At 70.6% G+C, this 25,053-nt stretch carries 21 protein-coding genes; 11 read left to right on the forward strand and 10 right to left on the reverse strand.

All coding sequences use genetic code 11. The features are described 5' to 3' along the window. The first annotated feature begins 34 nt into the window (after positions 1-34). Both DDF67_RS04405 and DDF67_RS04410 read left to right on the forward strand, forming a co-directional pair. Positions 35-1,711, forward strand: a complete 1,677-nt coding sequence (locus DDF67_RS04405) for an FAD-binding dehydrogenase (RefSeq protein ID WP_109099716.1) — start codon at positions 35-37, stop codon at positions 1,709-1,711. Positions 1,712-1,714: 3 nt separating this feature from the next. Beyond that, entirely contained in the window at positions 1,715-2,608 is an 894-nt protein-coding gene (locus tag DDF67_RS04410; RefSeq protein ID WP_109099717.1) for a bile acid:sodium symporter family protein, read from the forward strand. On the opposite strand, the gene DDF67_RS04415 is transcribed toward DDF67_RS04410, so the two are convergent. The 7 genes from DDF67_RS04415 to DDF67_RS04445 form a co-directional block, all read right to left on the reverse strand. Beyond that, positions 2,601-4,325: an AMP-binding protein gene (locus DDF67_RS04415; RefSeq protein WP_109099718.1), complete on the reverse strand. Its 1,725-nt coding sequence runs from the start codon at positions 4,323-4,325 to the stop codon at positions 2,601-2,603. The two genes, DDF67_RS04410 and DDF67_RS04415, sit on opposite strands and share 8 nt — an antisense overlap. After that, entirely contained in the window at positions 4,322-5,608 is a 1,287-nt protein-coding gene (locus DDF67_RS04420) for an acetyl-CoA C-acetyltransferase (protein WP_109099719.1), read from the reverse strand. The genes DDF67_RS04415 and DDF67_RS04420 overlap by 4 nt, the downstream gene beginning before the upstream one ends. Continuing rightward, positions 5,602-6,468, reverse strand: coding sequence for a MaoC/PaaZ C-terminal domain-containing protein (locus tag DDF67_RS04425; RefSeq protein ID WP_109099720.1), 867 nt, complete (start codon positions 6,466-6,468; stop codon positions 5,602-5,604). Before DDF67_RS04425 ends, DDF67_RS04420 begins: the two co-directional genes overlap by 7 nt. A 2-nt stretch (positions 6,469-6,470) precedes the next feature. Beyond that, positions 6,471-7,799 carry a 3-oxoacyl-ACP reductase gene (locus DDF67_RS04430; protein WP_109099721.1) on the reverse strand — a complete coding sequence of 443 codons (1,329 nt, stop codon included), beginning with the start codon at positions 7,797-7,799 and terminating at the stop codon, positions 6,471-6,473. Next, positions 7,796-10,279 (reverse strand): acyl-CoA dehydrogenase, encoded by a 2,484-nt coding sequence (locus DDF67_RS04435; protein ID WP_109099722.1) that lies wholly within the window; start codon positions 10,277-10,279, stop codon positions 7,796-7,798. Before DDF67_RS04435 ends, DDF67_RS04430 begins: the two co-directional genes overlap by 4 nt. A gap of 111 nt (positions 10,280-10,390) precedes the next feature. Beyond that, positions 10,391-10,819 carry a DUF2147 domain-containing protein gene (locus tag DDF67_RS04440; protein WP_109099723.1) on the reverse strand — a complete coding sequence of 143 codons (429 nt, stop codon included), beginning with the start codon at positions 10,817-10,819 and terminating at the stop codon, positions 10,391-10,393. Next, positions 10,816-11,508, reverse strand: a complete 693-nt coding sequence (locus DDF67_RS04445) for a Coq4 family protein (protein WP_109099724.1) — start codon at positions 11,506-11,508, stop codon at positions 10,816-10,818. Before DDF67_RS04445 ends, DDF67_RS04440 begins: the two co-directional genes overlap by 4 nt. Before the next feature lie 162 nt (positions 11,509-11,670). Between DDF67_RS04445 and DDF67_RS04450 the strand changes: the two genes are divergently transcribed. The 6 genes from DDF67_RS04450 (at position 11,671) to DDF67_RS04475 (ending at position 18,890) form a co-directional block, all read left to right on the forward strand. After that, positions 11,671-12,306: a TetR/AcrR family transcriptional regulator gene (locus DDF67_RS04450; protein ID WP_109099725.1), complete on the forward strand. Its 636-nt coding sequence runs from the start codon at positions 11,671-11,673 to the stop codon at positions 12,304-12,306. A 123-nt stretch (positions 12,307-12,429) separates the two neighbouring features. Further along, positions 12,430-12,822, forward strand: a complete 393-nt coding sequence (locus tag DDF67_RS04455; protein WP_109099726.1) for a hypothetical protein — start codon at positions 12,430-12,432, stop codon at positions 12,820-12,822. Between the two features lie 48 nt (positions 12,823-12,870). Further along, positions 12,871-14,139, forward strand: coding sequence for a TolC family protein (locus DDF67_RS04460; protein ID WP_109099727.1), 1,269 nt, complete (start codon positions 12,871-12,873; stop codon positions 14,137-14,139). After that, complete coding sequence (locus DDF67_RS04465; protein ID WP_109099728.1) at positions 14,136-15,386, forward strand: efflux RND transporter periplasmic adaptor subunit; 1,251 nt, start codon at positions 14,136-14,138, stop codon at positions 15,384-15,386. The genes DDF67_RS04460 and DDF67_RS04465 overlap by 4 nt, the downstream gene beginning before the upstream one ends. Positions 15,387-15,400: 14 nt before the next feature. After that, positions 15,401-18,529, forward strand: a complete 3,129-nt coding sequence (locus DDF67_RS04470) for an efflux RND transporter permease subunit (protein WP_109099729.1) — start codon at positions 15,401-15,403, stop codon at positions 18,527-18,529. 124 nt (positions 18,530-18,653) lie between these two features. Continuing rightward, positions 18,654-18,890 (forward strand): hypothetical protein, encoded by a 237-nt coding sequence (locus tag DDF67_RS04475; RefSeq protein WP_109099730.1) that lies wholly within the window; start codon positions 18,654-18,656, stop codon positions 18,888-18,890. A 103-nt stretch (positions 18,891-18,993) separates the two neighbouring features. On the opposite strand, the gene DDF67_RS04480 is transcribed toward DDF67_RS04475, so the two are convergent. From DDF67_RS04480 to DDF67_RS04490, 3 genes are all read right to left on the reverse strand, one after another. Next, positions 18,994-19,188: a hypothetical protein gene (locus tag DDF67_RS04480; RefSeq protein WP_109099731.1), complete on the reverse strand. Its 195-nt coding sequence runs from the start codon at positions 19,186-19,188 to the stop codon at positions 18,994-18,996. A gap of 73 nt (positions 19,189-19,261) precedes the next feature. Then, positions 19,262-21,709, reverse strand: coding sequence for a TonB-dependent receptor (locus DDF67_RS04485; protein WP_109099732.1), 2,448 nt, complete (start codon positions 21,707-21,709; stop codon positions 19,262-19,264). 161 nt (positions 21,710-21,870) lie between these two features. Continuing rightward, positions 21,871-23,043: an acyl-CoA dehydrogenase family protein gene (locus DDF67_RS04490; protein ID WP_109099806.1), complete on the reverse strand. Its 1,173-nt coding sequence runs from the start codon at positions 23,041-23,043 to the stop codon at positions 21,871-21,873. A gap of 89 nt (positions 23,044-23,132) precedes the next feature. On the opposite strand from DDF67_RS04490, the gene DDF67_RS04495 reads away from it, so the two are divergent. From DDF67_RS04495 to DDF67_RS04505, 3 genes are all read left to right on the forward strand, one after another. Beyond that, entirely contained in the window at positions 23,133-23,885 is a 753-nt protein-coding gene (locus tag DDF67_RS04495; protein ID WP_109099733.1) for a helix-turn-helix transcriptional regulator, read from the forward strand. Positions 23,886-24,025: 140 nt separating this feature from the next. Continuing rightward, positions 24,026-24,673, forward strand: a complete 648-nt coding sequence (locus DDF67_RS04500; protein ID WP_109099734.1) for a hypothetical protein — start codon at positions 24,026-24,028, stop codon at positions 24,671-24,673. Positions 24,674-24,708: 35 nt separating this feature from the next. Beyond that, positions 24,709-25,020 carry a hypothetical protein gene (locus DDF67_RS04505; protein ID WP_109099735.1) on the forward strand — a complete coding sequence of 104 codons (312 nt, stop codon included), beginning with the start codon at positions 24,709-24,711 and terminating at the stop codon, positions 25,018-25,020. Positions 25,021-25,053: the final 33 nt, after the last annotated feature.

Consider the following 25,053-nt stretch of genomic DNA (forward strand, 5'->3'; position numbering starts at 1 on the left):
TAGACATTGTCTGCGCCGCACGGGAGGGCAAGGAATGGACGCTGACGTCATCGTCGTCGGAGGCGGGCTGGCCGGATTGGTCGCCGCCAACGAACTGGTCCAGGCGGGCAAGCGAGTGGCCCTGGTCGACCAGGAGAACGCCGCCAACCTGGGCGGTCAGGCCTTCTGGTCGTTCGGCGGCCTGTTCCTGGTCAATTCTCCCGAGCAGCGGCGCCTGGGCATTCGCGACAGCCTGGATCTGGCCTGGCGCGACTGGCTGGGCAGCGCCGACTGGGACCGGCTGGACGGCGCATTGCCCGAGGACGAATGGGCGATCCGCTGGGGACGGGCCTATGTGGAGTTCGCCGCCGGCGGCAAGCGCGACTGGCTGCGCCGGCACGGGATCTCGCTGACCCCGATGGTCGGCTGGGCCGAGCGCGGCGCCGGCCAGGCCCTGGGCCACGGCAACTCGGTTCCCCGCTTCCACGTCGCCTGGGGCACCGGCACCGGCGTGTCCGAGCCCTTCGCCGATCGCGCCCGGGAGGCCGCCGGCCGGGGCCGACTTTCATTCCATCACCGCCATCGCGTCGACGCCCTGGTCGTCGAGGGCGGCCGTGTCACCGGCGTCTCGGGCAGCGTGCTGGCGCCCGACGACGCGCCGCGCGGGGCGCCGTCCAACCGGAAGATCGTCGGCGACTTCACCCTGAAGGCCGGCGCCGTCGTGCTCGCCACCGGCGGCATCGGCGGCAACCATGACCTGGTCCGCCGCCACTGGCCCGAGCGACTGGGAAGGCCGCCCGCGAGCATGATCACCGGCGTGCCCGCCTATGTCGACGGACGGATGCTCGACATCGCGGCCGGCGCCGGCGCGCGGCTCGTGAACCGCGACCGTATGTGGCACTATGTCGAGGGCGTCCAGAACTGGGATCCGATCTGGCCCAGGCACGCGATCCGCATCCTGCCGGGGCCCTCGTCCATGTGGTTCGACGCCTTGGGGCGACGCCTGCCCTTCCCCGCCCTGCCCGGCTACGACACCGTCGCCACCCTCCGCTATCTGCGCACCACGCCGGACCTGGCCGAGCACGATCACTCCTGGTTCATCGTCAGCCAGAAGATCCTGGAAAAGGAGTTCGCTCTCTCCGGTTCCGAGCAGAACGGCGACATTACCAACCGTCGCCGCCTGTCGCTGCTGAAGTCGCGTCTGGGCAAGGGCGCGCCGCCCGAGGTCGACGCCTTCAAGCGCAACGGCGCCGACTTCGTGGTCTCGGCCAATCTCGAGGAACTGGTCGGCAAGATGAACGCCCTGACTGCCGCGCCCCTGCTCGATCCCGCCCTGATCCGCCGGCAGATCGAGGACCGCGACGCCCAGATGGCCAATCCCTTCGCCAAGGACCTGCAGGTGATGGGCATCCACAACAGCCGCCGCTCCCTCGGCGACCGGCTGGCCCGTACGGCCAAGCCGCACCGGATCCTGGATCCGGCCGCCGGCCCGCTGATCGGGGTCAAGCTGCACGTCCTGACCCGCAAGTCGTTGGGCGGGCTGCAAACCGATCTTGCGGGCCGCGTGCTCACGCCCGACGGCCAGGTGCTGGAAGGTCTGTATGCGGCCGGCGAGGCCTCGGGCTTCGGCGGCGGGGGGCTGCACGGCTACAACGCGCTGGAGGGCACCTTCCTGGGCGGCTGCATCTTCTCGGGCCTGACCGCCGGCCGGGCCCTGGCGGGAGCGGTCTGAGCCATGGACGCCGACGCCCTCGCCTCGCCGCTGACCACGGTCGCCTTGCCCGCGGCCCTGGGCCTGATCATGTTCGGCCTGGGCCTCAGCCTGACGCCCGCCGACTTCGCGCGGGTCGGCCGCCGGCCGCGCGCCGCCGTCGTGGCCTTGTCCTGCCAGCTGCTGGTGCTGCCGGTGATCGGCTTCGCCCTGGCCCTGCTGTTTCGCCTGCCGCCGGAGACGGCGGTCGGGCTGATGCTGCTGGCGGCCTCGCCGGGCGGCACGGCGGCCAATCTCTACAGCCACCTCTTCCGCGGCGATGTGGCGCTGAACATCAGCCTGACGGCGATCAACTCGATCCTGGCCGTCGCCACCCTGCCGATCGTCGTCAACCTGTCGGTGGCCTGGTTCCAGCCGGGCGAGCTCAGCATCGGCCTGCGCTTCTCCAAGACCGTCGAGGTGTTCCTTGTAGTGCTAGGCCCCGTGGCGCTGGGCATGCTGGTGCGCCGCCTGCGCCCGGCTTTCGCCGACGCCATGGACCGGCCGGTGCGAGTGGTCTCAGTGGCGTTCCTGACCCTGCTGATCGGCGCGGCGGTCGCCGCCAATTTAGCGACGCTGAAGGACGAGGTGCTGGCCCTGGCCGGCGTCACCGTCGCCTTCTGCCTGCTCAGCCTGAGCGTCGGCTTCGTGGTTCCGCGCCTGCTTCGCGTGTCCCGCGATCAGGCGATCGCCAGCGCTTTCGAAGTGGGGCTGCACAACGCCGCCCTGGCCATCGTCGTCGCCCAGTCGGTGCTGCAGCGACCCGAGATGAGCCTGCCGGCCGCCGTCTACGGCGTGCTGATGTTCCCGCTGGCGGCGGTGTTCGGGCTGGTGCTGACGCGGACGGCGCCGCGCCAGGCGACGGCGGGGGCTATTTGAGCTCCCGCCGCAGCACCTTGCCGACCGGCGTCTTTGGCAGCGGGTCGGCGCGGAACTCCACGATCCTGGGCACCTTGTAGGCCGTCAGCCGCTCGCGGCAGTGGGCGACCAGCGCCTCGGACGTCAGCTCGGGCGAGCGTCGCACCACGACGATCTTGATCCGCTCGCCCTGCACCGGATCGGGCACGCCGATCGCGGCGACTTCCTCGACCAGCGGGTGGGCGGCGACCACGTCCTCGATCTCGCTGGGATAGACGTTGAAGCCCGAGACCAGGATCATTTCCTTCAGGCGGTCCAGCAGCTTCACGCGGCCGTCGGCCTGCATCACCCCGATATCGCCCGTGGCTAGCCAGCCGTCGGCCGACAGCACCTTGGCCGTCTCGTCGGGATGGTTCCAGTAGCCCTTCATCACCTGCGGCCCGCGCACGCACAGCTCGCCCGGCTCGTCGACGCCGCACCACGAGCCGTCTTCGCGGCGCATGCGCACCTCGGTCGACGGCACCGGAAGCCCCACCGTGCCGTCGAAGCCCATGGTCTCGGGGTTGTCGATGTCGACATAGCCGATGCAGACCACGGGCGAGCATTCGGTCAGGCCGTAGCCCTCGATCACCGGCGCGCCGGTGACGTCCTGCCACTCCTCGGCCACGGCCCGCTGGGTGGCCATGCCGCCGGCGATGGTCAGGCGCAGGTCCGAGAAATCGCGGCCGCGAAAGGCCTCGTTGTTCAGCAGGCTGGTGAAGAGGGTGTTCAGACCCGTAAGCCCCGTGAAGCGCTCGTTGCGCAGCACCCACTCCACCCGCTTGGCGTCGCGCGGATTGGCGATGAGGATGTTGCGCCCGCCCACGCCGACAAACATCAGCAGGTTCGCGGTCAGTGAGAACACGTGATAGAGCGGCAGCATCGTGACATTGCCCACCGCCTGGTCGGCGGGGATCTGGGTCATGATCCAGGCCCGGCCCTGCAGCACGTTGGCGATGATGTTGCGGTGGGTCAGCATGGCCCCCTTGGCCACGCCGGTGGTGCCTCCCGTATATTGCAGGAAGGCCAGGTCGCCGGGGCGGATCTCGACCGGCGTCGGCTTCAGCTGCCGCGCCCTGCGCATCATCGCCGGCCAGCGCAGCGCGCCGGGCAGGCGCCACTTCGGAACCAGCTTCTCGACGTGGCGCATCAAGGCGTTGACCGCTGCGCCCTTGGCCGGGCCCATCATGTCGCCCATGGCGGTGACGACGACATGGCGGATCGCCGTGCCTTCGATGGCCTGCTCCAGCGTGTGGGCGAACATCTCCATGGCCACGATGGCCACCGCGCCGCTGTCCTCCAGCTGGTGGTGCAGCTCGCGCGGCGTATAGAGCGGGTTGACGTTGACCACCACGGCGCCGGCCATCAGCGTCCCGAACAGGGCCACCGGATACTGCAGGCAGTTGGGCATCATCAGCGCCACGCGCTCGCCCTGCCGCACGCCGACCGACTGCAGCCAGGCGGCGAAGGCCTTCGCCTCGCTCAGCGCCCGGCCGTAGGTGACGCCAGCGCCAAGGCTGACGAAGCCGGTGCGCTCGGCGTATCGGCCGGCGTCGGCCTCGAACAGCTCGCCGACCGAGCGCCAGAGGGCCAGCTCGTCATCGATGGTGGGCGGCACGTCGGCGCGATAGGACCGGGTCCAGAAACGCTCCGCCCACAGGCGAGCGGCGTCGGCGGCGAGGGTCTGGGCGTCGGTCATTTCTCGATCACCGCAACCACGCCCTGGCCGCCGGCCGCGCAGATCGAGATCAGGCCCCGGCCGCTTCCCTTGCGGTCCAGCATCGTCGCCAGATGCGCCAGGATGCGTCCGCCGGTGGCGGCGAACGGGTGACCGGCGGCCAGCGAGCTGCCGTGGACGTTCAGCTTCTCGCGGTCGATGGCGCCGGGCGCGCGATCCAGGCCCAGCCGTGTGCGGGCGTAGTCCTCGTCCTCCCAGGCCTTCAGCGTGCACAGCACCTGGGCGGCGAAGGCCTCGTGGATCTCGTAGTAGTCGAAGTCCTGCAGTCTGAGCCCCAGCTTGCCCAGCATGCGCGGCACGGCGTAGGCGGGCGCCATCAGCAGCCCCTCGTCGCCCTTGACGAAGTCGACCGCCGCCGTCTCGCCGGCCCGCAGCCAGGCCAGGACCGGCAGGCCGTGCGCCTTGGCCCACTCTTCGCTGGCCAGCAGCACCGTCGAGGCGCCGTCGGTCAGGGGCGTGGAGTTGGCGGCCGTCAGCGTGCCGTGCTCGCGATCGAACACCGGCTTCATCGCGGCGATCTTGGCCGGGTCGATGTCAGGCCGCAGGTTGTTGTCGCGCTTGAGGCCCCGGAACGGGACCACCAGGTGGTCGAACAGGCCGTCGGCATAGGCCTTGGCCATGCGCTGGTGGCTGCGCACGGCCAGGGCGTCCTGCTCGGAGCGCGGGATATTCCAATGCTTGGCCATGACCTCGCAGCTCTGGCCCATGGAGAGCCCGGTTCGCGGCTCGGCGTTGCGTGGCGGCTCGGGCTTGAACGGGGCGGTCAGGCCAGCGCCCAGCAGGGCCTTGATCCTGCCGCCGTTGGTCTTCTCGCGGTTGGCCGCCAGCAGAGCCTTGCGGAAGCCCTCGTTCAGCGCGATCGGCGCATCCGAGGTGGTGTCGACGCCGCCGGCGATCCCGACGTCGATCTGGCCCAGGGCGATCTTGTTGGCCACCAGGATCGCCGCCTCAAGTCCCGTTCCGCAGGCCTGCACGACGTCATAGGTCGGGGTGTCGTGGCCGATGGTGGTCGACAGCAGACTTTCGCGGGTCAGGGCGATGTCGCGCGAGTGCTTGAGCACCGCGCCGGCCGCCACTTCGCCCAGGCGCAGGCCGTGCAGGTTGAAGCGATCGGCCAGGCCCTGCAGGGCGGCCGTCAGCATGTCCTGGTTGGAGGCGTCGGCGTAGGCGGTGTTGGAGCGCGCGAAGGGAATGCGGCTGCCGCCGAGGATGGCGACGCGGCGCGGCGCGGGCAGGGTCAGCATGGAGGGTCCTGTGGCTTGAGGCTCAGGCGGCCGCGCAGATGGGTGCGCGCGCCCTGGGCGTCCTTGATTTCGAAGGCGCGCTCGGCCCCGTCAGGACCCGCGAGCAGCTGGATATGGCCGGGCAGGAAGACCGGCGCGCGGAACGAGACCTCGACCTCGCCGGCCTCGACGGCCCGCCCATCGGTCAGGGCCGCTATGGCCCGGGCCTTGACCCACATGCCGTGGGCGATGGGCCGACTGAAGCCGAACAGCTTCGCGCCGAGCGCCGAGGTGTGGATCGGGTTGGCGTCGCCCGAGACCCTGGCGTAGCGGCGGCCAAGATCGGCCGGCAACGGCCAGGCCTCGACCGGTATGTCGGCAGGTCCGGCGTCGACGCTCGGCGCGGGATTTCCGCGCCCCGCCTTGCCCAGGCGTAGATAGACGCTGGTTCCTTCCCAGACGACCGCGCCGTCGCGAGCGGCCGTGGTCTCCAGCGAGAAGGCCTGGCCCTTGTCGTGGGCCAGCAGCTCGCCGGTCCGCACCGTGATCGCCAGCTTCTCGCCCGCCTTCAGCGACGCGTGCTGGCGGACGCGGTTGGACAGGTGGACCAGCCCCATCACCGGATAGGGAAAGTCGCTCGCCAGCATCAGCCGCATCTGCAGCGGAAAGGCCAGCATGTGGGGGAAGGTCAGCGGAACGCCGCCATCCAGCCGAAAGCCGCAGGCCTGGGCGTAGGCGCCGATCGCCTCGCTCCGCAGCCAGGCGTCCGCCTGCAGCGCCGTGTCCGGCAGCCCCTCGCCCCCGCCCCGACGCAGCAGACCGCGCAGGGCGCCGCCCGCCAGCGTCAGGGTCGACACCGGCTGCGCCAGATCGGTGGTCATGGTCAGGCCCCGAGCAGGCTTTGGCCGCAGACGCGGACCACCTGGCCGTTGACCCCCCCGCTGGCCGGATGGGCCAGCCAGGCGATGGTCTCGGCCACGTCGACCGGGCTGCCGCCCTGCCCCATGCTGTTCATCCGCCGCCCGGCCTCGCGGATGGCGAAGGGGATGGCGGCGGTCATGCGGGTCTCGATGAAGCCTGGGGCCACGGCGTTGATGGTCACGCCCTCGCCCAGGCCGTCGCGGGCCAGGCGGCGCACGGCCCCGATCCAGCCGGCCTTGGACAGGGCGTAGTTGGTCTGGCCCATGTTGCCGGCCACCCCGCTCAGCGACGAGACGGCGATGATGCGGCCGTTGCGGCGGATCGCGTCGGCCTCCAGCAGCGCCCGGGTCAGGGCCAGTGGCGCGCCGAGGTTGACGGCCATCACGCTGTCCCACTCGCGGGCGTCCATCCGCGCCAGGGTGCGGTCGCGGGTGATGCCGGCGTTGTGCACCACCACGTCGAAGCCGCCCGCCGCCCGCGCCGCCGTCACCAGGGCCGCAGCAGCCTCCTGCGAGGTGATGTCCAGACCCAGCGGCCTGACGCCCAGTTCGTCGGCCAGGCCTTCAAGGTCCTCGCGCGCGGCCGGCACGTCCAGAGCCGTGACCCGCGCGCCCTCGGCCGCGAACAATCGTACGATCGCCTCGCCGATGCCCCGCGAGGCGCCGGTGACCAGCACGTGCCGGCCGGCATGGCCGAGCCTGGCGTCCCCCGACACCCCGGGCGCGGCCACCCGCACCACCTGGCCCGACACATAGGCCGAGCGCGGCGACAGCAGGAAGTCCAGCGTGCTGGCCGCGGCCTCCTCGTCGCCGGGGGCGATATAGAGCAGTTGCACCCCGATGCCGCGCCGCGCCTCCTTGGCCAGCGAGCGGACGAAGCCCTCCAGTCCCCGCTGGATCGCCTCGGCCTCGGCGGTCGCCGTCGTCTCGGGCGGAACACCGATCACCACGATCCGGCCGTGCTCGGCCACCGAGCGCACCGCCTGGTGGAAGAAGCCGTAAAGCGCCCGGGCCGAGGCCACGTCCACGCAGTCGGAGGCGTCGAAGATCAAGCCCCCGTAGCGCTCGTCGCTCGACCAGCGCCTGCGCAGGGGCGCCCCCGAGACGCTGGCGACGCGCTCCAGGACAGGGGTCATCCGGCCGCTCCCGGCCGATTCCAGCAGCAGGGGCTGCACCGCGACGGCCCCGGCCTCGGCGCGCCGTTGCAGCGGCGCGGGCTTGGGCAGGCCCAGGGCGCCGACCATCCAGCCGCCCAGGCCGCTATTGGCGAACTCCAGGTAACGGTCGGTCATTGGGTCACCTTTTCGCGCTTGGCGGCGCGCTTGCCGCCCCGGCGCGTCAGGCCCTCGGCCAGGCCGAAGTCCTGCGGGAAGTCGTCGACCTGGATGGCCATGTCGGCCAGCACCGCGAAGCGGGCGAAGAGATCGCGCTCTTCGGACGAGATCAGGCCCCTGGCCTCGACCTCGCCGGCCCATGCGTCCAGCAGGGTCAGGTTCTGTGGCGCGCGGGCGATGCGCCCCGAGGCGATCTCGGGCTTGAGGCGACGCTCGACGGCCTCGATCTTCGGATGCAGGTCGAAGGCGGCCGCCGTGGCGGCGATCGGGTCCACTTCGATGCGCGGCGTCCACGAGCCGGCCAGCAGGCGCTCGCGCGCCGGACCATGGCGCTGGATCAGGCCGGCGACGTCGGCCGAGACCCGGTCGTCGGGACCCGCGCGGGTCAGGCCGACGCCGACCGCGCCCAGCACGAAGGCGACGACGCGGCTGGGATGGTTGGCCAGCAGCGCCCGCCAAGCCTCGCTGGCCCGGGCCAGGGCGTCCTGCGCGGCCCAGTGCACCAGCGGCAGGTCCTCGGCGGGGCGGCCCTCGTCCTCGAAGCGCTTGAGCGCGCTCGACAGGATCAGCAGCTGCGAGAGGATGTCGCCCAGCCGCCCGGTCAGCGCGCCCTTGCGCTTCAGCGCCCCGCCGACGGTGGCCATCGACAGGTCCGAAGCCAGGGCCAGCAGGGTCGAGAAGCGGGTGGCGGCGCGGTAGTAGCGGCCAAGCTGGGGCGCGGCCCCCGCCGGCCTGCCGATCAGCAATCCGCCGGTCACGGCGAAGGCGCTCGCCCGGGCCAGGTTGCGGAACAGGAAGCCGGCATAGCCGAACAGGGCCGCGTCGAAATCCTTCAGGTTCTGGCTCTGCGCGGTGCGCATCAGGGTCAGGACGTAGGGATGGCAGCGGACCGCGCCCTGGCCGTAGATGATCAGGGTGCGGGTCATGATGTTGGCGCCCTCGACCGTGATGGCGATCGGGATCTGCTGGTAGGCGCGGGCCAGGAAGTTGCCCGGACCCATGCAGACGCCCTTGCCGCCGACCACGTCCATGGCGTCGTTGACGACGATCCGGGCCCGCTCGGTCACATGATACTTGGCGATGGCCGACACGACCGACGGCTTCTCGCCCTGATCCAGGGCCGCGGCCGCCAGCTGGCGCAGGCTGTCGGAGGCGTAGAGGTGGCCGGCCATGCGGGCCAGCGGCTCCTGCACGCCCTCGAAGGCGCCGATCGGCATGTTGAATTGCCGGCGGATGGCCACGTAGGCCCCGACCATGCCGACCGCCAGCTTGGACATGCCCACGTTCGACGACGGCAGCGAGATCGCGCGCCCGGCGGCCAGGCATTCCATCAGCATCCGCCAGCCGTTGCCCACCTGGGGCTGGCCGCCGATGACCATCTCCATCGGCACGAAGACGTCGTCGCCGGTGATCGGGCCGTTCTGGAACACCGCATTCAGAGGCCAGTGGCGGCGGCCGATATTGACGCCCGGATGGTCGCGCGGCAGCAGCACGCAGGTGATGCCGGGCTCGGCGCCCTGGCCCAGCAGGCCGTCGGGATCGACGGCGCGGAAGGCCAGGCCGATCACCGTCGCGATCGGCGCCAGGGTGATGTAGCGCTTGCGCCAGCTGACGCGGAAGCCCAGCGTCTCGCGGCCGTTCCACACGCCCCGGCAGACGACGCCGGTGTCGGTGATCGAGGCCGCATCAGAGCCGGCATAGGGATTGGTCAGCGCGAAGCACGGGATCTCGTCGCCCCGCGCCAGGCGCGGCAGGTAGTGATCCTTCTGGGCGTCCGTGCCGTAATGCAGCAGCAGTTCGGCCGGGCCCAGCGAGTTGGGCACCATGACCGACACGGCCGCGGCCGAGCAGCGGGTCGACAGCTTCTGCACCACCTGGCTGTGGGCGTAGGCCGAAAAGCCGAGGCCGCCATAGCGCTTGGGAATGATCATCCCCAGGAAGCCCTTGTCGCGGGCGTACTCCCAGGCGGCCGGCGGCAGGTCCTGCCAGACCGAAGTGCTCTCCCAGTCGTTCGACAGATCGCACAGGTGCTCGGCCTCGATGTCGAGGAAGCGCTGCTCCTCGGGCGACAGCTTCGGCGCGGGCGTGGCCAGCAGTCGCTTCCAGTCGGGCTTGCCGGCGAACAGCTCGGCGTCCCACCAGACGTTGCCGGCCTCGACGGCGGCCTGCTCGGTGGGGCTCATGCGCGGCATGATCCCGGCGAAGGCCTTCATGGCCGGGGCCGACAGCACCGCGGCTCGCAGCGGCCGGAAGGTCGTCAGCACCGCGATCGGCGCGGCGATCGCGGCCAGCACCAGCGTCGTGGTCGAGCCGATCAGCCCCGTGGCGAAGCCGGCGGCTATCCATATGGCCGTCGCTGCGGCCCAGAGCACGGCCCTGGCCTGCACGAAGGTCAGCACGAAAGCGATGAGCGCAAGCGCGCCAATCCAGATCAGCATGGTCGCAATCCCCCGACCGGCGGGGCGGCCCCCGTCGGCTTGTGTCAAAGTCGGTTACTCGGAACGCGAGGGCGGCCGGCGGACCGCCCGGTTACTCATTTTGAGCGGCGCTCAGCGCACGCGTTTCCAGGTCTGGGTGCGGCACAGCAGCGGGGCGATGCAGCCCCTCACCGCCAGGGTGTCGTCATCCAGCAAGGTCAAGGTGCCGGTCGAGGCGCCCTGCCCCGTCTCCGGGTCGTAGAGCGGCCCGCCGGACCAGATTCTCGGGCCGCCGGTGAAATTGGCCAGCACCGTCAGGTCCTTCAGGCGGCGCGCGCGAAGCTCGGTCTTGCGATTGCGCACATCCCGCTGATCGGGATCGGCGCGCAGCGGCTTGGCGTCCTTCAGGCGGCCGCAATAGCTCTCGCCGCAGCGCTCGATGGCCACCAGGCCGTTCTCGGCCGAGGTGCGCCAGCGGCCAGTCAGGCCAGCGTCCTGCGCCAGGGCTGGCGCGGCCAGAGCAGAGGCCGCCAAGGCCAGGCCCGCGAGAAGCCGGGTCATGCCTGGCCTCCCAGATAGGCGTTGCGCGTTTGCGGCGGCACGCGCTCGTAGAGCGTCGGCCGCGGGATGCGCAGGCGGGCTCGCGCGGCGTCCAGCGGCTCGGCCATCAGCGCCTCGTAGTCCTCTCCCGGCAGCCACGAGGCCTTGCGGCCATTGCGCCAGGCCTGCAGCACGGCCCGTCCGCACGGATGGCCGGTGCGGGCCCGCATGAACTGCACCGCGGCCCCGGCGGCGATCAGGCCAAAGCCGGTGCTGCGGGTCTGGGGCAGCGAGAATGCGACCACGCAGGCCTCGCCCAGGGCGTCGGTCTGGTAGCCGGTCAGCACATGCCAGATGTCGTGCACGTCGCGGATGCGGCGGGCGTACCAGGCCCGCGGATGAGCCGCCTCGATCTCGGTGTCGGCGACCTTGTTGCTCTCCGCCGCCAAGCCGTAGGCCGACAGGTTGCGGCTGTCGATGAACGCCAGATAGGCCGCGCCCACCGTGCCTTCGGGAAACCCCGCCAGCCAGTCACGATCCTGCAGCCGGTCGGAAAGCTCGACCTGCTGATAGGCCTGGATGCCGCCCTGCGGCGTATCCATCAGGCGCTGGTAACCCCACTCGATCGAACGGCCGGCCAGGGCGTTCATGATCTCGAAGACCTGCCGCGTGTCCTCCTTGTCGGCCACCAGCCGGCCGAAGGCCCGCATGGCCCGGACGGGCTGGATGCGGCGAGGCGCCGCATGGGAAGGTTGACGATTCTGGCCGTGAACTGGGCGCAGTACGGGCGCGGTCGGCGCAGCTTGCACTTGCGGTTCCCCTTGTTGGAGCCTAAGGAAAAAGCCTTATCTACATGAATGTCATTTACATCGATGTCAATTGAGAAAAGCGCAACCCGCCGTCGACGCCGCGTGCCCGAAGAAGCGCGCCGCGAAGCGATCGCCTCCGCGCGCGCCCTGCTGCTGAGGGGCGGACCCGATGCCGTGACATTGTCTGCCGTCGCCGGCGAGATCGGCGTGACCCACGCCAACCTCATCCACCACTTCGGTTCGGCCGCCGGCCTGCAGTCGGCGCTGATGGGCTCGATGGTCTCCGACCTCACCCAGGCGCTGGACGAAGCCATCGCCCGCCTGAAGACCGACGAGGGTGCGCCGCTCGAACTGGTCAACGCGGTTTTCGACGCATTTGACACCGGTGGCGCGGGTCGCCTGGCCGCGTGGATCACCCTGTCGGGCGACCTGTCGCACCTCGAACCCGTCCGAGCGGCCGTCCAGAACCTGGTCGAGGCCATCGCCGACAAGATGGGCGCCCAGGACGCCCAGGCCCGCGAGGGCGTCGGCGCTGCCGTGCTGTTCATCGCGCTCAGCGCCTTCGGCGAGGCCCTGATCGGCCCGCCCCTGCGCGACATGCTGAGCCTGCCCGACGGCACGGGCCGCCGCGTCGTGGCCAGTCTGCTGCCCCGCTTCCTCATCCCCAAGACCCCGTCGACCGGAGCCTCGGCTACGTAAGATCATCGCCGCGCTTGCGAACGGTTCGCGGAGCGACGACATTGGGCCTGCTTCGGGGCGGCTGGCCCCGGGTTTCTGGGGCGATCGGTGGTTTCTGCCGCGGGCGATCGGATGGGACGATGGATGGCGGCTCTGGCCGGCATGCTCGTCGCCGTGTTCGTCGTCCAGGCGCCGATGACCAGCCTCGATCGCGCCCTGCATGGCCCGCCCGGCGCGGTCGCCGCGCTCGACGAAGATCACGACCACGTCTATCAGGGCCGCCTGACCGCCATCGACGTCCGCTTCGACGCCTCGATCATCGAGGCCGACGGCCTGGGCGATGATCCGGTCGCGCCGCACCACCACCACCATCACCACGACACCCCTTCGGTGTTCGGCTCGCTCGAAGGCCTGCCGCGCCCGGCTGCCCGTCATGTGGACGACGACCTCTGGGCGCTCGCCCAGCAGCGGCTGACCAGCATCGGCGCCCCGCAGCAGGAACGCCCGCCCAAGGACCCCCTCGCACACGTCGCCTGAAGCCGCGCGGCCGTCGGGCCGCGCTCCGACCTGTTTCGAGGATCATCCATGCTATCCGCTATCCAAGGCCGCCGCGCGCGGTCCTGGCTGCTCGCCACGGCGCTCGCCCTGGCGACGCCCGTGGCCCTGCAAGCCGCGCCCCTGAGCCTGTCCGACGCGCTTGGACGCGTCGCCGCCGCCGATCCGGCCCGCCCCGCCCTCGCCGCCCGGCTGTCCGCCGCCGAGGCCGGCGTGCGCCAGGCCGGCGTGCGCCCCAATCCCGTCGTCGGGATCGACGTCGAGGACCTGGCGGGCTCTGGCCCCTACTCCCAGATCGATCGCGCCCAGGCCACGCTCTATTACGAGCAGACCCGCGAGCGCGGCGGCAAGCGCGCCGCCCGCATGGCCCTGGCCCGGGGCGATATCCCCCTGTCCCGCCTGCGCGACGACGTCCGCGTGCTCGACCTGCTGCATGAAGCCGATCTCGCCTGGGTCGAGGCCGTCTTCGCGCAGGCCGAGGCCGCCCTGGCCGCCGACCGTCTGGCCCTGGCCGAACGCGCCCGCGGCGAGGTCTCGCGGCGGGTGAAGGCCGCCCGAGACCCGCTGTTCGCCGGCGCCCGCGCCGACGCCCAGGTCGCCGAGGCCCGTCTTGTCCTGGCCCAGGCCCAGACCCGCGCCGCCGACGCGCGCCGGGCTCTCTGCGCCTACTGGGGCGGCGGCGAGATCGAGATCGACGCCGCGGCGCTGGAAGACCTGTCGGTCGCCGGCCGCGTGGCCGGTCCAGCCTCGGCCGTCGACCTGGCCCTGCTCGACGCCCAGCGCGACCTGGCGGGCGCCCGCGTTCGCGTAGAGGAGAGCAAGGCCGTGCAGGATCCCACCTGGCGCGCCGGCCTGCGCTACCTCAACGACGACGGGGCCGTGGCCGCCGTGGTCGGCGGGTCGATCCCGCTCGGCCGCCATGACGCCAACCGCGGCGCCATCGACCAGGCCCGCGCCGAGCGCCAGGCCGCCGATCTCGATCTGGCCGGCGCGCGCAGCGTGCTGGAGCGCAGGATCGCCGCTACCCAGGCCGCCCTCGCCCAGAAGGCCGCCGAGACCCGCCGCATCCAGGACGAGATCGTGCCGGCCAACGCCCGCACGGTCGCCCTCGTCCGCGACGGCTTCAACCGCGGCGGCTTCTCCTATCTCGACGTGCTGGAGGCCCAGAAGGCCCTGATCGAGGCCAGGACCCGGCGCCTGGCCGTGCTGAAGGCCTTCCAGGTCGACCGCGCCCAGCTCGACCGCCTGACCGGCGCCCACGCGCGCCTGATCCCTGCCGCTTCGGAGCCCGCCCGATGATCCGCCGCTTCATGCGCGCTTCCGCGCCCCTGGCCCTGGCGATCGCCGGCGCCCTTATCCTCGCCGCCTGCGGCCCCGCACCGGCCAAGCCGGAGAACCACGCCGCCGAAGAGGCCGAAAAGCGCGGCCCCCACGGCGGCCGCATGCTTCAGGATGGCGACCTTGCCATCGAGATCACGATCTTCGAGGACGGGGTCGAGCCGGAGTTCCGCGTCTACGCCTACCGCAAGGACAGGCCGCTGGCGCCGGGCCAGATCCAGCTGTCCATCGCCCTCACCCGTCTCGACGGCGAGGTGAACCGCTTTTCCTTCAAGCCCGAGGGCGACTACCTGCGCGGCCAGGGCGTCGTGACCGAGCCGCATTCGTTCGACGTGGCCGTGTCCGCCGTGCAAGGCGGCAGGACCAGCAACTGGCGCTACGAGTCCTACGAGGGCCGCACGACCATCTCGGCGCAGGCCGCCAAGGCCGGCGGCGTGCGCACCGAGGTCGCCGGTCCCGCGCCGATCGCGCAGCTGGTCGACATGGCCGGCCGGGTCGAGATCACGCCCGAGGGCAAGGGCGAGGTGCGCGCCTGGTATCCGGGCCGGATCATGAGCCTTTCCGGCCAGCTGGGCACGAGCGTCCGCAAGGGCCAGGTCCTGGCGCGCGTGGAGTCCAGCGAAAGCCTGCAGACCTACTCCATCCCCGCCCCGATCAGCGGCGTGATCATCGAGAAGAACCTCAATGTCGGCGACGTGGCCATGGAGCGGCCGATCTTCGTGATCGCCGACCCCACCAAGCTGCACGCCGAGTTCTTCGTCTATCCGCGCGACGCCGAGAAGGTGCGTGTCGGCCAGCCGGTCGAGGTCCGCAGCCTGTCGGGCGACACCCGCCTGACGGCGCAGGTCGAGGCCGTTCTGCCGACCGCCGACCTGGTCAGCCAGACCCTGCTGGCCCACGTCCACCTGCCCGGCGGCGCCGACAGGGCCTTTCGGCCCGGCATGGGCGTGGAGGGCTCGTTCCAGGTCGGCGCCCAGACCGCGCCGCTGGCCGTGCGCACCAAGGCCATCCAGCGCTTCCGCGATTTCCAGGTCGTCTTCGTCAAGGTCAGGGACGCCTACGAGGTGCGGATGCTGCAGATCGGCCGCCAGACGCCCGAATGGACCGAGGTGCTCTCGGGCCTCAAGCCGGGCGCCGAATATGTCGTCGACGGCGCCTTCCTGATCCGCGCGGACATCGAGAAGTCCGGCGCCAGCCACGATCACTGAGGGAGGCGAAGGTCATGCTCGAACATATCGTCGCCGCCGCGATCCGGCTGCGCTGGGTCGTGCTGGCGCTCGTCGCCGTCGCGATCGCCGTCGGGGTCTGGAGCTTCCAGCGCCTGCCCATCGACGCCACGCCCGACATCACCAACGTCCAGGTGCAGATCAACACCGAGGCCCCCGGCTTCTCGCCGCTGGAGGCCGAGCAGAGGGTCACCTTCCCGGTCGAGACGGCCATCGCCGGCCTGCCGGGCCTGCAATACACCCGCTCGATCTCGCGCTATGGCCTTTCCCAGGTCACCGTCGTCTTTGAGGACGGAACCGACATCTACTTCGCCCGCCAGCTGGTCGGCGAGCGGCTGCAGAGCGCGCGCGGTCAGCTGCCGCCGGGCCTGACGCCGGAACTTGGGCCCATATCGACAGGCCTGGGCGAGATCTTCATGTACACCGTGGAGGCCAAGCCCGGCGCTCGCCGCCCCGACGGCAAGGCCTGGGGTCCCGAAGACCTGCGCACCCTGCAGGACTGGGTGATCCGGCCCCAGCTGCGCAACACGCCGGGGGTGACCGAGGTCAACACCATCGGCGGTTTCGAGCGACAGTACCACGTCACGCCCATTCCAGCGCGCCTTTCGGCCTACGGCCTGACCATGGCCGACGTCGTCGCGGCGCTGGAGCGCAACAACGCCAATGTCGGGGCCGGCTACCTGGAGCGCTACGGCGAGCAGGTGCTGGTGCGCGTGCCCGGCCAGGCTGCGGGCATCGCCGACCTGTCGGCGGTGATCGTCGCCAGTCGCAATGGCGCGCCCATACGCGTGGCCGACGTCGCCGACGTGGGGCTGGGCCAGGAGCTGCGCACCGGCGCGGCCACCGAGAACGGCCAGGAGGTGGTGCTGGGCACCGTCTTCATGCTGGTCGGCGAGAACAGCCGCACCGTGGCCCGCGCCGCCGCCGCCCGCCTGGAGGTGGCCGCCAAGGCCCTGCCGCCCGGCGTCACGGCCAAGCCGATCTACGACCGCACCGACCTCGTCGACCGCGCCATCGCCACGGTCGAGAAGAACCTGCTGGAAGGCGCCCTGCTGGTCGTCGTGGTGCTGTTCCTGCTCTTGGGCAACATCCGCGCGGCCCTGATCACGGCGGCGGTCATCCCGCTGTCGATGCTGCTGACCATCACCGGCATGGTCCAGGCCGGGGTCTCGGGCAATCTGATGAGCCTGGGGGCGCTGGACTTCGGCCTGATCGTCGACGGCGCGGTGATCATCGTCGAGAACTGCCTGCGGCGCCTGGGCGAAGCCCAGCACCGCCAGGGCCGCCTGCCGACCCGCGACGAGCGCTTCGCCCTGGTGGCCTCGGCCGCTGGCGAAGTGATCCGACCCTCGCTGTTCGGCATCCTGATCATCACGCTGGTCTATGTGCCGATCTTCGCGCTGACCGGGGTGGAGGGAAAGATGTTCCACCCGATGGCTGTCACCGTTGTCATCGCCCTGACGGCTGCCCTGGTGCTGTCCCTGACCTTCGTTCCCGCGGCCGTGGCCATGTTCGTCACCGGCAAGGTCGAGGAGAAGGAAAGCCGCATCATGCTCGGCGCCCGCCGCCTTTATGAGCCGGCCCTGGAGACGGCCCTGCGGCTGCGCATTCCTTTCGTGGCCGGCGCGGCGGTGCTGGTCGTGGTGGCGGCCTTCACCGCCTCGCGCATGGGGTCGGAGTTCGCCCCCAGCCTCGACGAGGGCGACATCGCCATGCACGCCATGCGCATCCCCGGCACGAGTCTTTCCCAGGCGGTGGCCATGCAGGCGGCGCTGGAGAAGCGGATCGCCCGCTTCCCCGAGGTCGAGCGGGTGGTGGCCAAGATCGGCACCGCCGAGGTGGCCACCGACCCGATGCCGCCCTCGGTGGCCGACACCTTCATCCTGCTGAAGGACCGCAAGGACTGGCCCGATCCGGGAAAGCCTCGGACGAAGCTCGTGGCCGAACTGGAGGCGGCCGTGGCCGAGGTCCCCGGCAGCAACTACGAGTTCACCCAGCCGATCCAGATGCGGTTCAACGAACTGCTGTCGGGCGTGCGGGCCGACGTGGCGATCAAGGTCCATGGCGACGATCTCGAGCAGCTGCTGGCGGTCGGCGAAAAGATCGGCGCGGTCGTCGAGGGCGTCTCCGGCGCCCAGGACGTCGGCGTCGAGCAGGTCACCGGCCTGCCCGTCCTGCAGATCACCCCCGACCGCGCCGCCCTCGCCCGCCTCGGCCTCAATGTCGACGACGTGCAGTCGGTGGTGGCCACCGCCATCGGCGGCACGGTCACAGGCCAGGTCTTCGAGGGCGACCGGCGGTTCGACGTGGTCGTGCGCCTGCCCGAAAGCGAGCGCGGCAAGGTCGACGACGTCGGCCGGCTGCGCATCCCGCTGCCCGGTTCGCTGGACCAGCCGCGCGGCTTCGTGCCCCTGCAAGACGTCGCGCGGATCCAGACGGTGATCGGTCCCAACCAGATCAGCCGCGAGGACGGCAAGCGCCGCGTCGTGGTCACCGCCAATGTCCGCGGCCGCGACCTGGGCTCATTCGTCGACGAGGTGCGGCAGAAGGTCGGCGCCGAGGTCGAGGTCCCGCCCGGCTACTGGATCACCTACGGCGGCACGTTCGAGCAGCTGATCTCGGCGGCCAGGCGGCTGCAGCTGGTGGTTCCGGCCGCCCTGCTGCTGATCTTCGGCCTGCTCTACGCCCTGTTCCGCTCGGCCAAGGACGCGGCCATCGTGTTCTCCGGCGCGCCCCTGGCCCTGACCGGGGGCGTCGCGGCCCTGTTGCTGCGCGGACTGCCGATGTCGATCTCGGCCGGGGTCGGCTTCATCGCCCTTTCGGGCGTGGCGGTGCTGAACGGCGTGGTGATGCTGAGCTTCATCCGCTCGCTGCGCCAGGACGGCATGGAGCTGGATCAGGCGATCCGTGAGGGCGCTCTGGCGCGGCTAAGGCCGGTGCTGATGACGGCCCTGGTGGCCAGCCTCGGCTTCGTGCCCATGGCCTTCAACGTCGGGGCCGGCGCCGAGGTGCAGCGACCGCTGGCCACCGTTGTGATCGGCGGCATCGTCTCGTCCACCTTGCTCACCCTCCTGGTGCTGCCGGCCCTCTACCGACTGGCCCATCAGGTCAGACTGCGGCCTTAAGCCGCTGTTCAGGCGTGGTTAATCCTGAAAGGCCGATCGTGGGGTCGTACCCGCTCCGGATCCCGGTTTTCGCCTCGCAAGGCGTGAGCCGGGATCCGGCGCCTCAGCTTTCGGAACTCCCGCCATGCTTAGCCGCAAACCCAAGAAGACGCCCTTTCCCGTGGCGGACGGCGACACCGTCGAGCTCGTCCTGCGCTGCGGCCACCGCGCCCGCGCCTCGGTGCTCGGCTCCAGCGGCGGCCTGGTCGAACTGGCCTACCGCAAGGCCGACGACCGCTGCGGCCACGCCTATGTCGACTCCGCCACCCTGCAGCCGGGCCAGAACGTTCGCTGGGCTTTCACCGCCCGCCCGCCGGCCTGAAAGCCCCTCCCTCTTTGAGAAAGGGAGGGACCATGGCGAAGCCATGGGAGGGTGGGAGGTAACAAACCGACCGTTGGGAGCGAGCCCGCAAGTCCCGTTCAGGTCAGCGTCGTCCGGCCGCCGCCCTCGACGCCCGGATGATCACCGCCGTCGAGAGCAGCACGCCGCTCAGCAGCGCGCCCACCGCCAGGATACCCGCCGGCGTGACACGAACCTCCGCGCGATAGCGTAGAGGCCCGGCCTCGAATTCGGCCACGGCTGTCTCCGGACCGTGATCGGCGGTCAGATCGTAGGGCATGGCGGTCCGGCGGCTGGAGGCGGCAAGCCCTGCGACCTTAACGCGATCGACCGCCGGCGTCGCGCCTTTCCCTTCAGAACCGCCAGCTCAGCGCCGCGCCCCAGGTGCGCGGGCGTCCGGCAAAGCGCACCACCGTGTTGGCGTTGCTGCTGACCGCCGTCCAGTAGTATTCGTCGGTCAGGTTGCGGCCCCACAGCGACAGCTCCCAGCCGCTGTCAGGCGATGAGATGCCGATGCTGCCGTTCAGCAGGCCATAGCTGTCGATGACGAACAGCGGATTGCCCTCCAGGTCCGCGCTCGACTTGCCCTGCCAGCGCCCGTTCAGCGCCGCCTGCAGTTTCAGGCCATTGGCCAGGTCGTGGTCGAACAGGGCCGTCAGGCCGCCCTGGAACTTCGGGCTGTATAAAAAGGGCCGTCCGTCGAAGTCCTGAGGCTGACCGGCGCCGTTGATGCCGGTGTAGCCCTGGACCTCGGTGTGCAGCCAGGTCGCCGAGGCGAGGAAGGTAAGCGACTTGGTCGCGCGCCAGGTGATGTCGCCGTCCAGGCCCCTGGCCATGCCTTCGGGCACGTTGGCCAGGCGCGACAGGGCCGTATAGATCGGGTCGGCGAACGACACGCTGAGCTGCTTGTCGGTGTAGTCGTAGTAGAAGACGCCCAGATTGGCCTGCACGCGCCGCTGGAACAGCGCCGCCTTCACGCCCACCTCGTAGGCTGTCAGCAGCTCCTGCCGCGCCGGAGCGTTCTGGGTCGAGATGTTGGCCGCGTTGATCGGCGTCGCGCCCGCCTTGGCCCCGCGCGAGATCGAGCCGTAGACCAGCACGTCGTCCGACGCCTGCCAGTCCAGCGCTGCGCGCCAGGCGAAGTTATCCTCGTCCAGGGTCGAGCGCACGAAGCCGAAGCTGGCCGTGGCCGGATCGAAGGTGTTGCACGAGCCCTGCGTGATCGGCGCCACCAGGCCGTAGACGCTGAAGAACAGCGCCCGGTTCACGACATTGACGTTGGGCAGCATGTTGCCGTTGAAGTCGCGCGAGCAGCCGACATAGTGCTGCTTGTCCTGGCTGTAGCGCAGGCCGACGGTCAGCTTCAGACTTTCCGTCAAAGCCCTGTCGGCGTTGGCGAAAAGGCTCCAGGTGTCGGTTTCGATATTACCGACGTCCTCGTAGGTGCGGAACGCCTGGCTCATCTGCAGGGCGGTATAGCCGCCGCTGTTGAAGGGCGTGGCCAGGAGGGTCGATCCGTAGAACCTGATCAGGCCGACATTGGCGTTCTGGCCCAGGATCGTGCGGTTCATGTCCAGGATCTCGTCGTGGGCGATATAGCCCCCGACCAGCCATGACCCCTTCTCTGTGCGCCCCTCCAGCCGCAGTTCCTCGGCCGTGGACTCGATGTCGCCATGCGCCTTCTGCACCAGGATCTCGTAGGGCGCGCCGCTCCAGTCGAACACCGCATCGCGCCGCAGCTTGTTGTAGCTGGTCAGCGAGATCAGGCTGACGTCGTCGGAAAGGTGCCAGGACAGCCGAAGCTTGGCCGCGTCGAAGCGGTCGTCCTCCTCGGCCGGATCACCGATTCCCAGGCCCGTGCCGGCGTCGGCGCCGCGCACCGACAGCGGCGCCCAGTCGGCCTGGCTGCCCTTGGTCGGCCTGTTCGCGGCCACATAGCTGACCAGGCCCGCGGCGTTGAACGGACTGGCCGCCGTCGCCGGGGTGAAGCCGATCGCCTGGGCGGCCACCGTGTCGGAGCGGTTGCGCCAGCCGGCGTAGGAGAAATCTATATCCACCTTCTCGCTCGGCTGGGCGGCCAGCGACAGGCGCCAGCCCTGGCGGTCCACCTCGCCCAGGCGCTCGTCGCGGCTGTTGCTGACCTGCCAGCCCTTGCCGCTGTGCTCGGCCCGGAAGGCGATCCGGGCTTGAACCTTCTGCCCCAGCGGACCGCTGAAATAGCCTTCGAAGTTGCGGGTCTTATAGTTGCCGGCCTCGGCCGTCAGCCCCGCCTCGAAGTCCTCGGTCGGCTTGTTGGTCACGAAGTCGACCAGGCCCGCCGTGGTGTTGCGGCCGTAGAGCGTGCCCTGCGGGCCTTTCAGCACCTCGACCCGCTCCAGGTCGAACATCGGGCCGGTGTTCATGAACGGATAGGCGTAGGCGACCTCGTCGACATAGGTGCCGACGGTCGAGGTGGCCGACAGATTGATGGTGTTGAAGCCGATGCCGCGCAGCGTGTAGGTCGGCACGCCCTGGTAGCTCTGGCTGACCGTGAAGCTGGGGGTCACCGTCGACAGGTCCTTGGGATCGGTCACCCGCAGCTGCTGCAGGGTCTGGCCGCTGAAGGCCTGGATCGGCATGCCGATGTCGTTGGCCGCTTCCTCGCGGCGCTGGGCCGTGACGACGACCGTCTCGATGGCCAGGCTGTCCTTCTCTTCCTGAGCGGGCTTGGCGGCCGGGGCCTGCGCCCAGACGGGCGCGGCCATCGACAGGGCCAGGGCCGACACCCCGAACGTCAGCGCCAGGCGCAGTGGTCCTTGCATGCGAAACCTCCCTCCGGCCGCGCCTTCATTGGACGCTGGCTCTATCGGAGCGTGCGGGTCGCCCGCCCCTCTAGCAAGCTATCGGAACTGATAGGGTCGACGTCCTGGGCTGTGCGTCCTTCGAGGCGCCCTAGGCGGCGGGCCTCGAAGGACGCGCCGCCTCACAGCCCCAGCACCAGCCTGGCGATGATGTCGCGCTGGATCTCGTTGGAGCCGCCATAGATCGAGGCGGCGCGGTTGTTGAGGTAGCGGGCCATCGTGGTGCGGCCGTGCTCGGGGCCGATCAGCGCCTCGTTCGAGCCCGCCTCGCGCGCCGCTGGCTGATGCACGGCCGCCCACGCGCCCAGATGCGCCACCGCCAGCTCGTCCTGCCGCTGCAAGGCTTCCGAGCCCTGCGCCTTGAGGATCGACGAGGCCGGTCCCGGATTGGCGCCGCCGGCGATGGCGCTCAGCACGCGCCGCTCGGTGACGTCGATGGCCAGGGCCGCAATCTCCGCCTCGGCCAGCCGTCGTCTCTGGTCGGGATCGTCAGCCACGCCCGCCTGGCGCAGCCGGCCAAGCCCCGCCTCCAGCCCCGCCGCGTAGCCCCCGCCCCGCTCGAACTCCAGAAGGTGCTTGGCCACCGTCCAGCCCTGGTTCTCCTCGCCCAGCCGGTCTGCCCTGGGGGTGCGGACGTCGTCGAAGAACACCTGGTTGACCTCGTGCTCGCCGGCCAGGGTCAGGATCGGGTCGACGCGGATGCCCGGCCGGTCCATCTCGACCAGCAGGAAGGTGATGCCCGCCTGCGGCTTGCCCTCGCTGGAGGTGCGCACCAGGCAGAACATGTGCGTGGCCCAATGGGCGTGGGTGGTCCAGATCTTTGAGCCGTTCAGCACATAGTCGTCGCCGTCGGCGAGCGCCTTCATCTGCAGCGAGGCCAGGTCCGAGCCGGCTCCAGGCTCCGAATAGCCCTGGCACCAATAGTCCTCGCCGGACAGGATCCTGGGCAGGTAGCGCGCCTTCTGCTCCGGGCTGCCGAACCGCATGATCGCCGGCGCCACCATCCGCAGCCCCATCGGCGCCAGGCCCGGCGCGCCGGCGAACGCGCATTCGGCCTGGAAGACGTGCCGCTGGATTTCGCTCCAGCCTGGTCCGCCATACTCGACCGGCCAGGTCGGCGCGACCCAGCCGCGCCTATGCAGGATCTTCTGCCAGGCCAGGCTGTGGTGCTTGTCGCAGAAGACGCTGGTCATCCGCCGCCCGGCTTCGCGCAGTTCAGGGGTCAGCTCGGCGTCCAGAAAGGCGCGCACCTCGTCCCGAAAGGCCAGGTCATCAGGCGACAGTTCCAGGTCCACGCGCACGCTCCGCTCCAACGTCGGGGAAACTTGCGAAAGCCGGGGCCCGGTGCGCAAGCTATCGGAACCGATAGGGAAAGAGCGCCCGCATGACGGCGACGACGGGGGAAGCGGCCGATCATCTGGCGCGGGTCATGGACCTGGCCTTGCGCGTGCGCGATCTCGGCGTCGAGATCGGCCTGCCCTATATCGCCGCCAGCGCCGACATCTCCAGTCCGGAGCCGATGCTCGGCGCGGACGGGCTGCCCCTGGCCGAGACCACCTTCGAGTGGCTGGACGCCGGCCTGCGCTACTGGCGCGACCGGTCCTTCGCGCTGCGGGCGCCCTTCATCCTCGCCGCCCGTTACGCCGCCGAGCCGTTCTTCTACCACCAGGGCCGCTTTTCCAGTTGGCGGCCGCTGCCCAAGCTTGAGGCCATTCCCGTGGCCGAGGCGGCGGAGGATTTCGGCGTGGCCGCGGCCATCATCGCCCCCGCCTACCTGACCGGCGGGGTGATCGGGGCCGTGGTCTGGGCCAGCGCCGAGCCCCTGCCCGACCTGCCGGCTCTCTACGCCGCCCGCACCGACCAGTTGCTCGGCGCGGCCCTGCGCCTGGTGTCGACCTATCGCGACGGCCTGGCCGACGACGCTCCGCTGGTCCGCTTGACCAAGCGCGAGATCCAGTGCCTGAAATGGGCGGCGGCCGGAAAGACCGACGCCGACATCGGCCAGATCATCGGCATCTCCGGGCCCACGGTCCGCTTCCACGTCCAGAACGCCGCCCTGAAGCTGCGAGTGGCCGGACGGGCGCAGGCGATCCACCGGGCCACGGGCCTGGGCTACCTGGGATCAGCCGCTTTCTGAGGCGCCGGCGCCTCGAATGACGCGCCGCAATGCTTTGTCACGAACGAGATGCACAGCCGCAAGGCGGGCTCTCCACCTTTGAACCTGTCGGAAGCGCCCGCCGAACGAGGGATCGGCCCGCGGCTTCACAGGAGAACACTATGACCAAGACCCGCAATCGCCTGCTGGCCCTGACCGCCCTGGGCGGTCTGGCCATCGGCGGCGCGGCCGTCGCCGAAACCGTGAAGCTGCCTGCCAAGCAGGTCGCTCTCGGCGTCGATCACTTCCAGGCCAGGACCCAGGTCATCGACGACCAGCTCGACGTCGAGACCGTGGTCTCGACCCAGGCCGGCTTCCAGACCGGCAAGGGCCTGTTCCGCAATCCGTCGAACGACAACTACCTGCGCGCCGTCGTCGACAAGCGCACGGGCGCGACGCGCTACGAAGTCCGCCAGACCCTGATGTACCAGGGCTCGATGCGCGAGTACGACACGGTGGCCTACGAGACCTCGGCCTGGCCGGTCCAGACCCAGGCGATCAAGATCCGCGACAACGCCGGCCGATGCTTCCTGTTCGAAGCGCCCGAGCTTTGCACGGAAGAAGTCGCCTTCTCGATCGGCGAGGACGAACTGCGCAAGGTCGCCGCCAGGCCCCAGGCCTGGGGCTTCAAGTTCAAGTCCCCCAAGGGCTACGAGCACCGCACGGCCATCACCCAGGCCGAGATCACGGGCCTGCTGAACAGCGTCGAGGCCTATCGCGCGACCCTCCCCGCCGTCCAGGCGCAAGCCGACACCGCTACCGGCGGCTGAGCCGTCGCGTCCCCGTACCGGAGTAGTTTTCCATCATGAAGTTCGCTGCTGTTCTCGGCGTGGCCGCTGGCCTCGTCGCTTTCCCCGCCCTGGCCGGTCCGGCCGGCCACGGCCTGACCTTCACCGAAGAAGTCGCCAAGAAGAACCTTCAGAAGCGCACCGTGAAGATCGCCGCCGCCGCTTCCTGCGCCGCCCCGGCCGCCGTCGAGCTCGCCAAGCGTGACGACGTCGCCACCGCCAAGGCCAAGCAAGGCGTGGTCCGCGTCGTGTTCCACTCGGTCGACGCCGCCGCGTCGCAGGAAAGCGCCGTCCGCACCGCCGTTTCCGACATCTGCCGCGCCGCCTAAGGGCGCCCGGCATCCAAGACGACCGTTTCGGCG

The sequence above is a fragment of the Caulobacter endophyticus genome (assembly GCF_003116815.1).
In the GTDB taxonomy this organism is placed as follows: domain Bacteria; phylum Pseudomonadota; class Alphaproteobacteria; order Caulobacterales; family Caulobacteraceae; genus Caulobacter; species Caulobacter endophyticus.

Coding starts and splice junctions, on each gene's coding strand:
- DDF67_RS04405 (WP_109099716.1), top strand. CDS start 35: ATGGACGCTGACGTCATCGTCGTCGGAGGCGGGCTGGCCGGATTGGTC.
- DDF67_RS04410 (WP_109099717.1), top strand. CDS start 1,715: ATGGACGCCGACGCCCTCGCCTCGCCGCTGACCACGGTCGCCTTGCCC.
- DDF67_RS04415 (WP_109099718.1), bottom strand. CDS start 4,325: ATGACCGACGCCCAGACCCTCGCCGCCGACGCCGCTCGCCTGTGGGCG.
- DDF67_RS04420 (WP_109099719.1), bottom strand. CDS start 5,608: ATGCTGACCCTGCCCGCGCCGCGCCGCGTCGCCATCCTCGGCGGCAGC.
- DDF67_RS04425 (WP_109099720.1), bottom strand. CDS start 6,468: ATGACCACCGATCTGGCGCAGCCGGTGTCGACCCTGACGCTGGCGGGC.
- DDF67_RS04430 (WP_109099721.1), bottom strand. CDS start 7,799: ATGACCGACCGTTACCTGGAGTTCGCCAATAGCGGCCTGGGCGGCTGG.
- DDF67_RS04435 (WP_109099722.1), bottom strand. CDS start 10,279: ATGCTGATCTGGATTGGCGCGCTTGCGCTCATCGCTTTCGTGCTGACC.
- DDF67_RS04440 (WP_109099723.1), bottom strand. CDS start 10,819: ATGACCCGGCTTCTCGCGGGCCTGGCCTTGGCGGCCTCTGCTCTGGCC.
- DDF67_RS04445 (WP_109099724.1), bottom strand. CDS start 11,508: ATGCGGGCCTTCGGCCGGCTGGTGGCCGACAAGGAGGACACGCGGCAG.
- DDF67_RS04450 (WP_109099725.1), top strand. CDS start 11,671: ATGTCAATTGAGAAAAGCGCAACCCGCCGTCGACGCCGCGTGCCCGAA.
- DDF67_RS04455 (WP_109099726.1), top strand. CDS start 12,430: ATGGCGGCTCTGGCCGGCATGCTCGTCGCCGTGTTCGTCGTCCAGGCG.
- DDF67_RS04460 (WP_109099727.1), top strand. CDS start 12,871: ATGCTATCCGCTATCCAAGGCCGCCGCGCGCGGTCCTGGCTGCTCGCC.
- DDF67_RS04465 (WP_109099728.1), top strand. CDS start 14,136: ATGATCCGCCGCTTCATGCGCGCTTCCGCGCCCCTGGCCCTGGCGATC.
- DDF67_RS04470 (WP_109099729.1), top strand. CDS start 15,401: ATGCTCGAACATATCGTCGCCGCCGCGATCCGGCTGCGCTGGGTCGTG.
- DDF67_RS04475 (WP_109099730.1), top strand. CDS start 18,654: ATGCTTAGCCGCAAACCCAAGAAGACGCCCTTTCCCGTGGCGGACGGC.
- DDF67_RS04480 (WP_109099731.1), bottom strand. CDS start 19,188: ATGCCCTACGATCTGACCGCCGATCACGGTCCGGAGACAGCCGTGGCC.
- DDF67_RS04485 (WP_109099732.1), bottom strand. CDS start 21,709: ATGCAAGGACCACTGCGCCTGGCGCTGACGTTCGGGGTGTCGGCCCTG.
- DDF67_RS04495 (WP_109099733.1), top strand. CDS start 23,133: ATGACGGCGACGACGGGGGAAGCGGCCGATCATCTGGCGCGGGTCATG.
- DDF67_RS04500 (WP_109099734.1), top strand. CDS start 24,026: ATGACCAAGACCCGCAATCGCCTGCTGGCCCTGACCGCCCTGGGCGGT.
- DDF67_RS04505 (WP_109099735.1), top strand. CDS start 24,709: ATGAAGTTCGCTGCTGTTCTCGGCGTGGCCGCTGGCCTCGTCGCTTTC.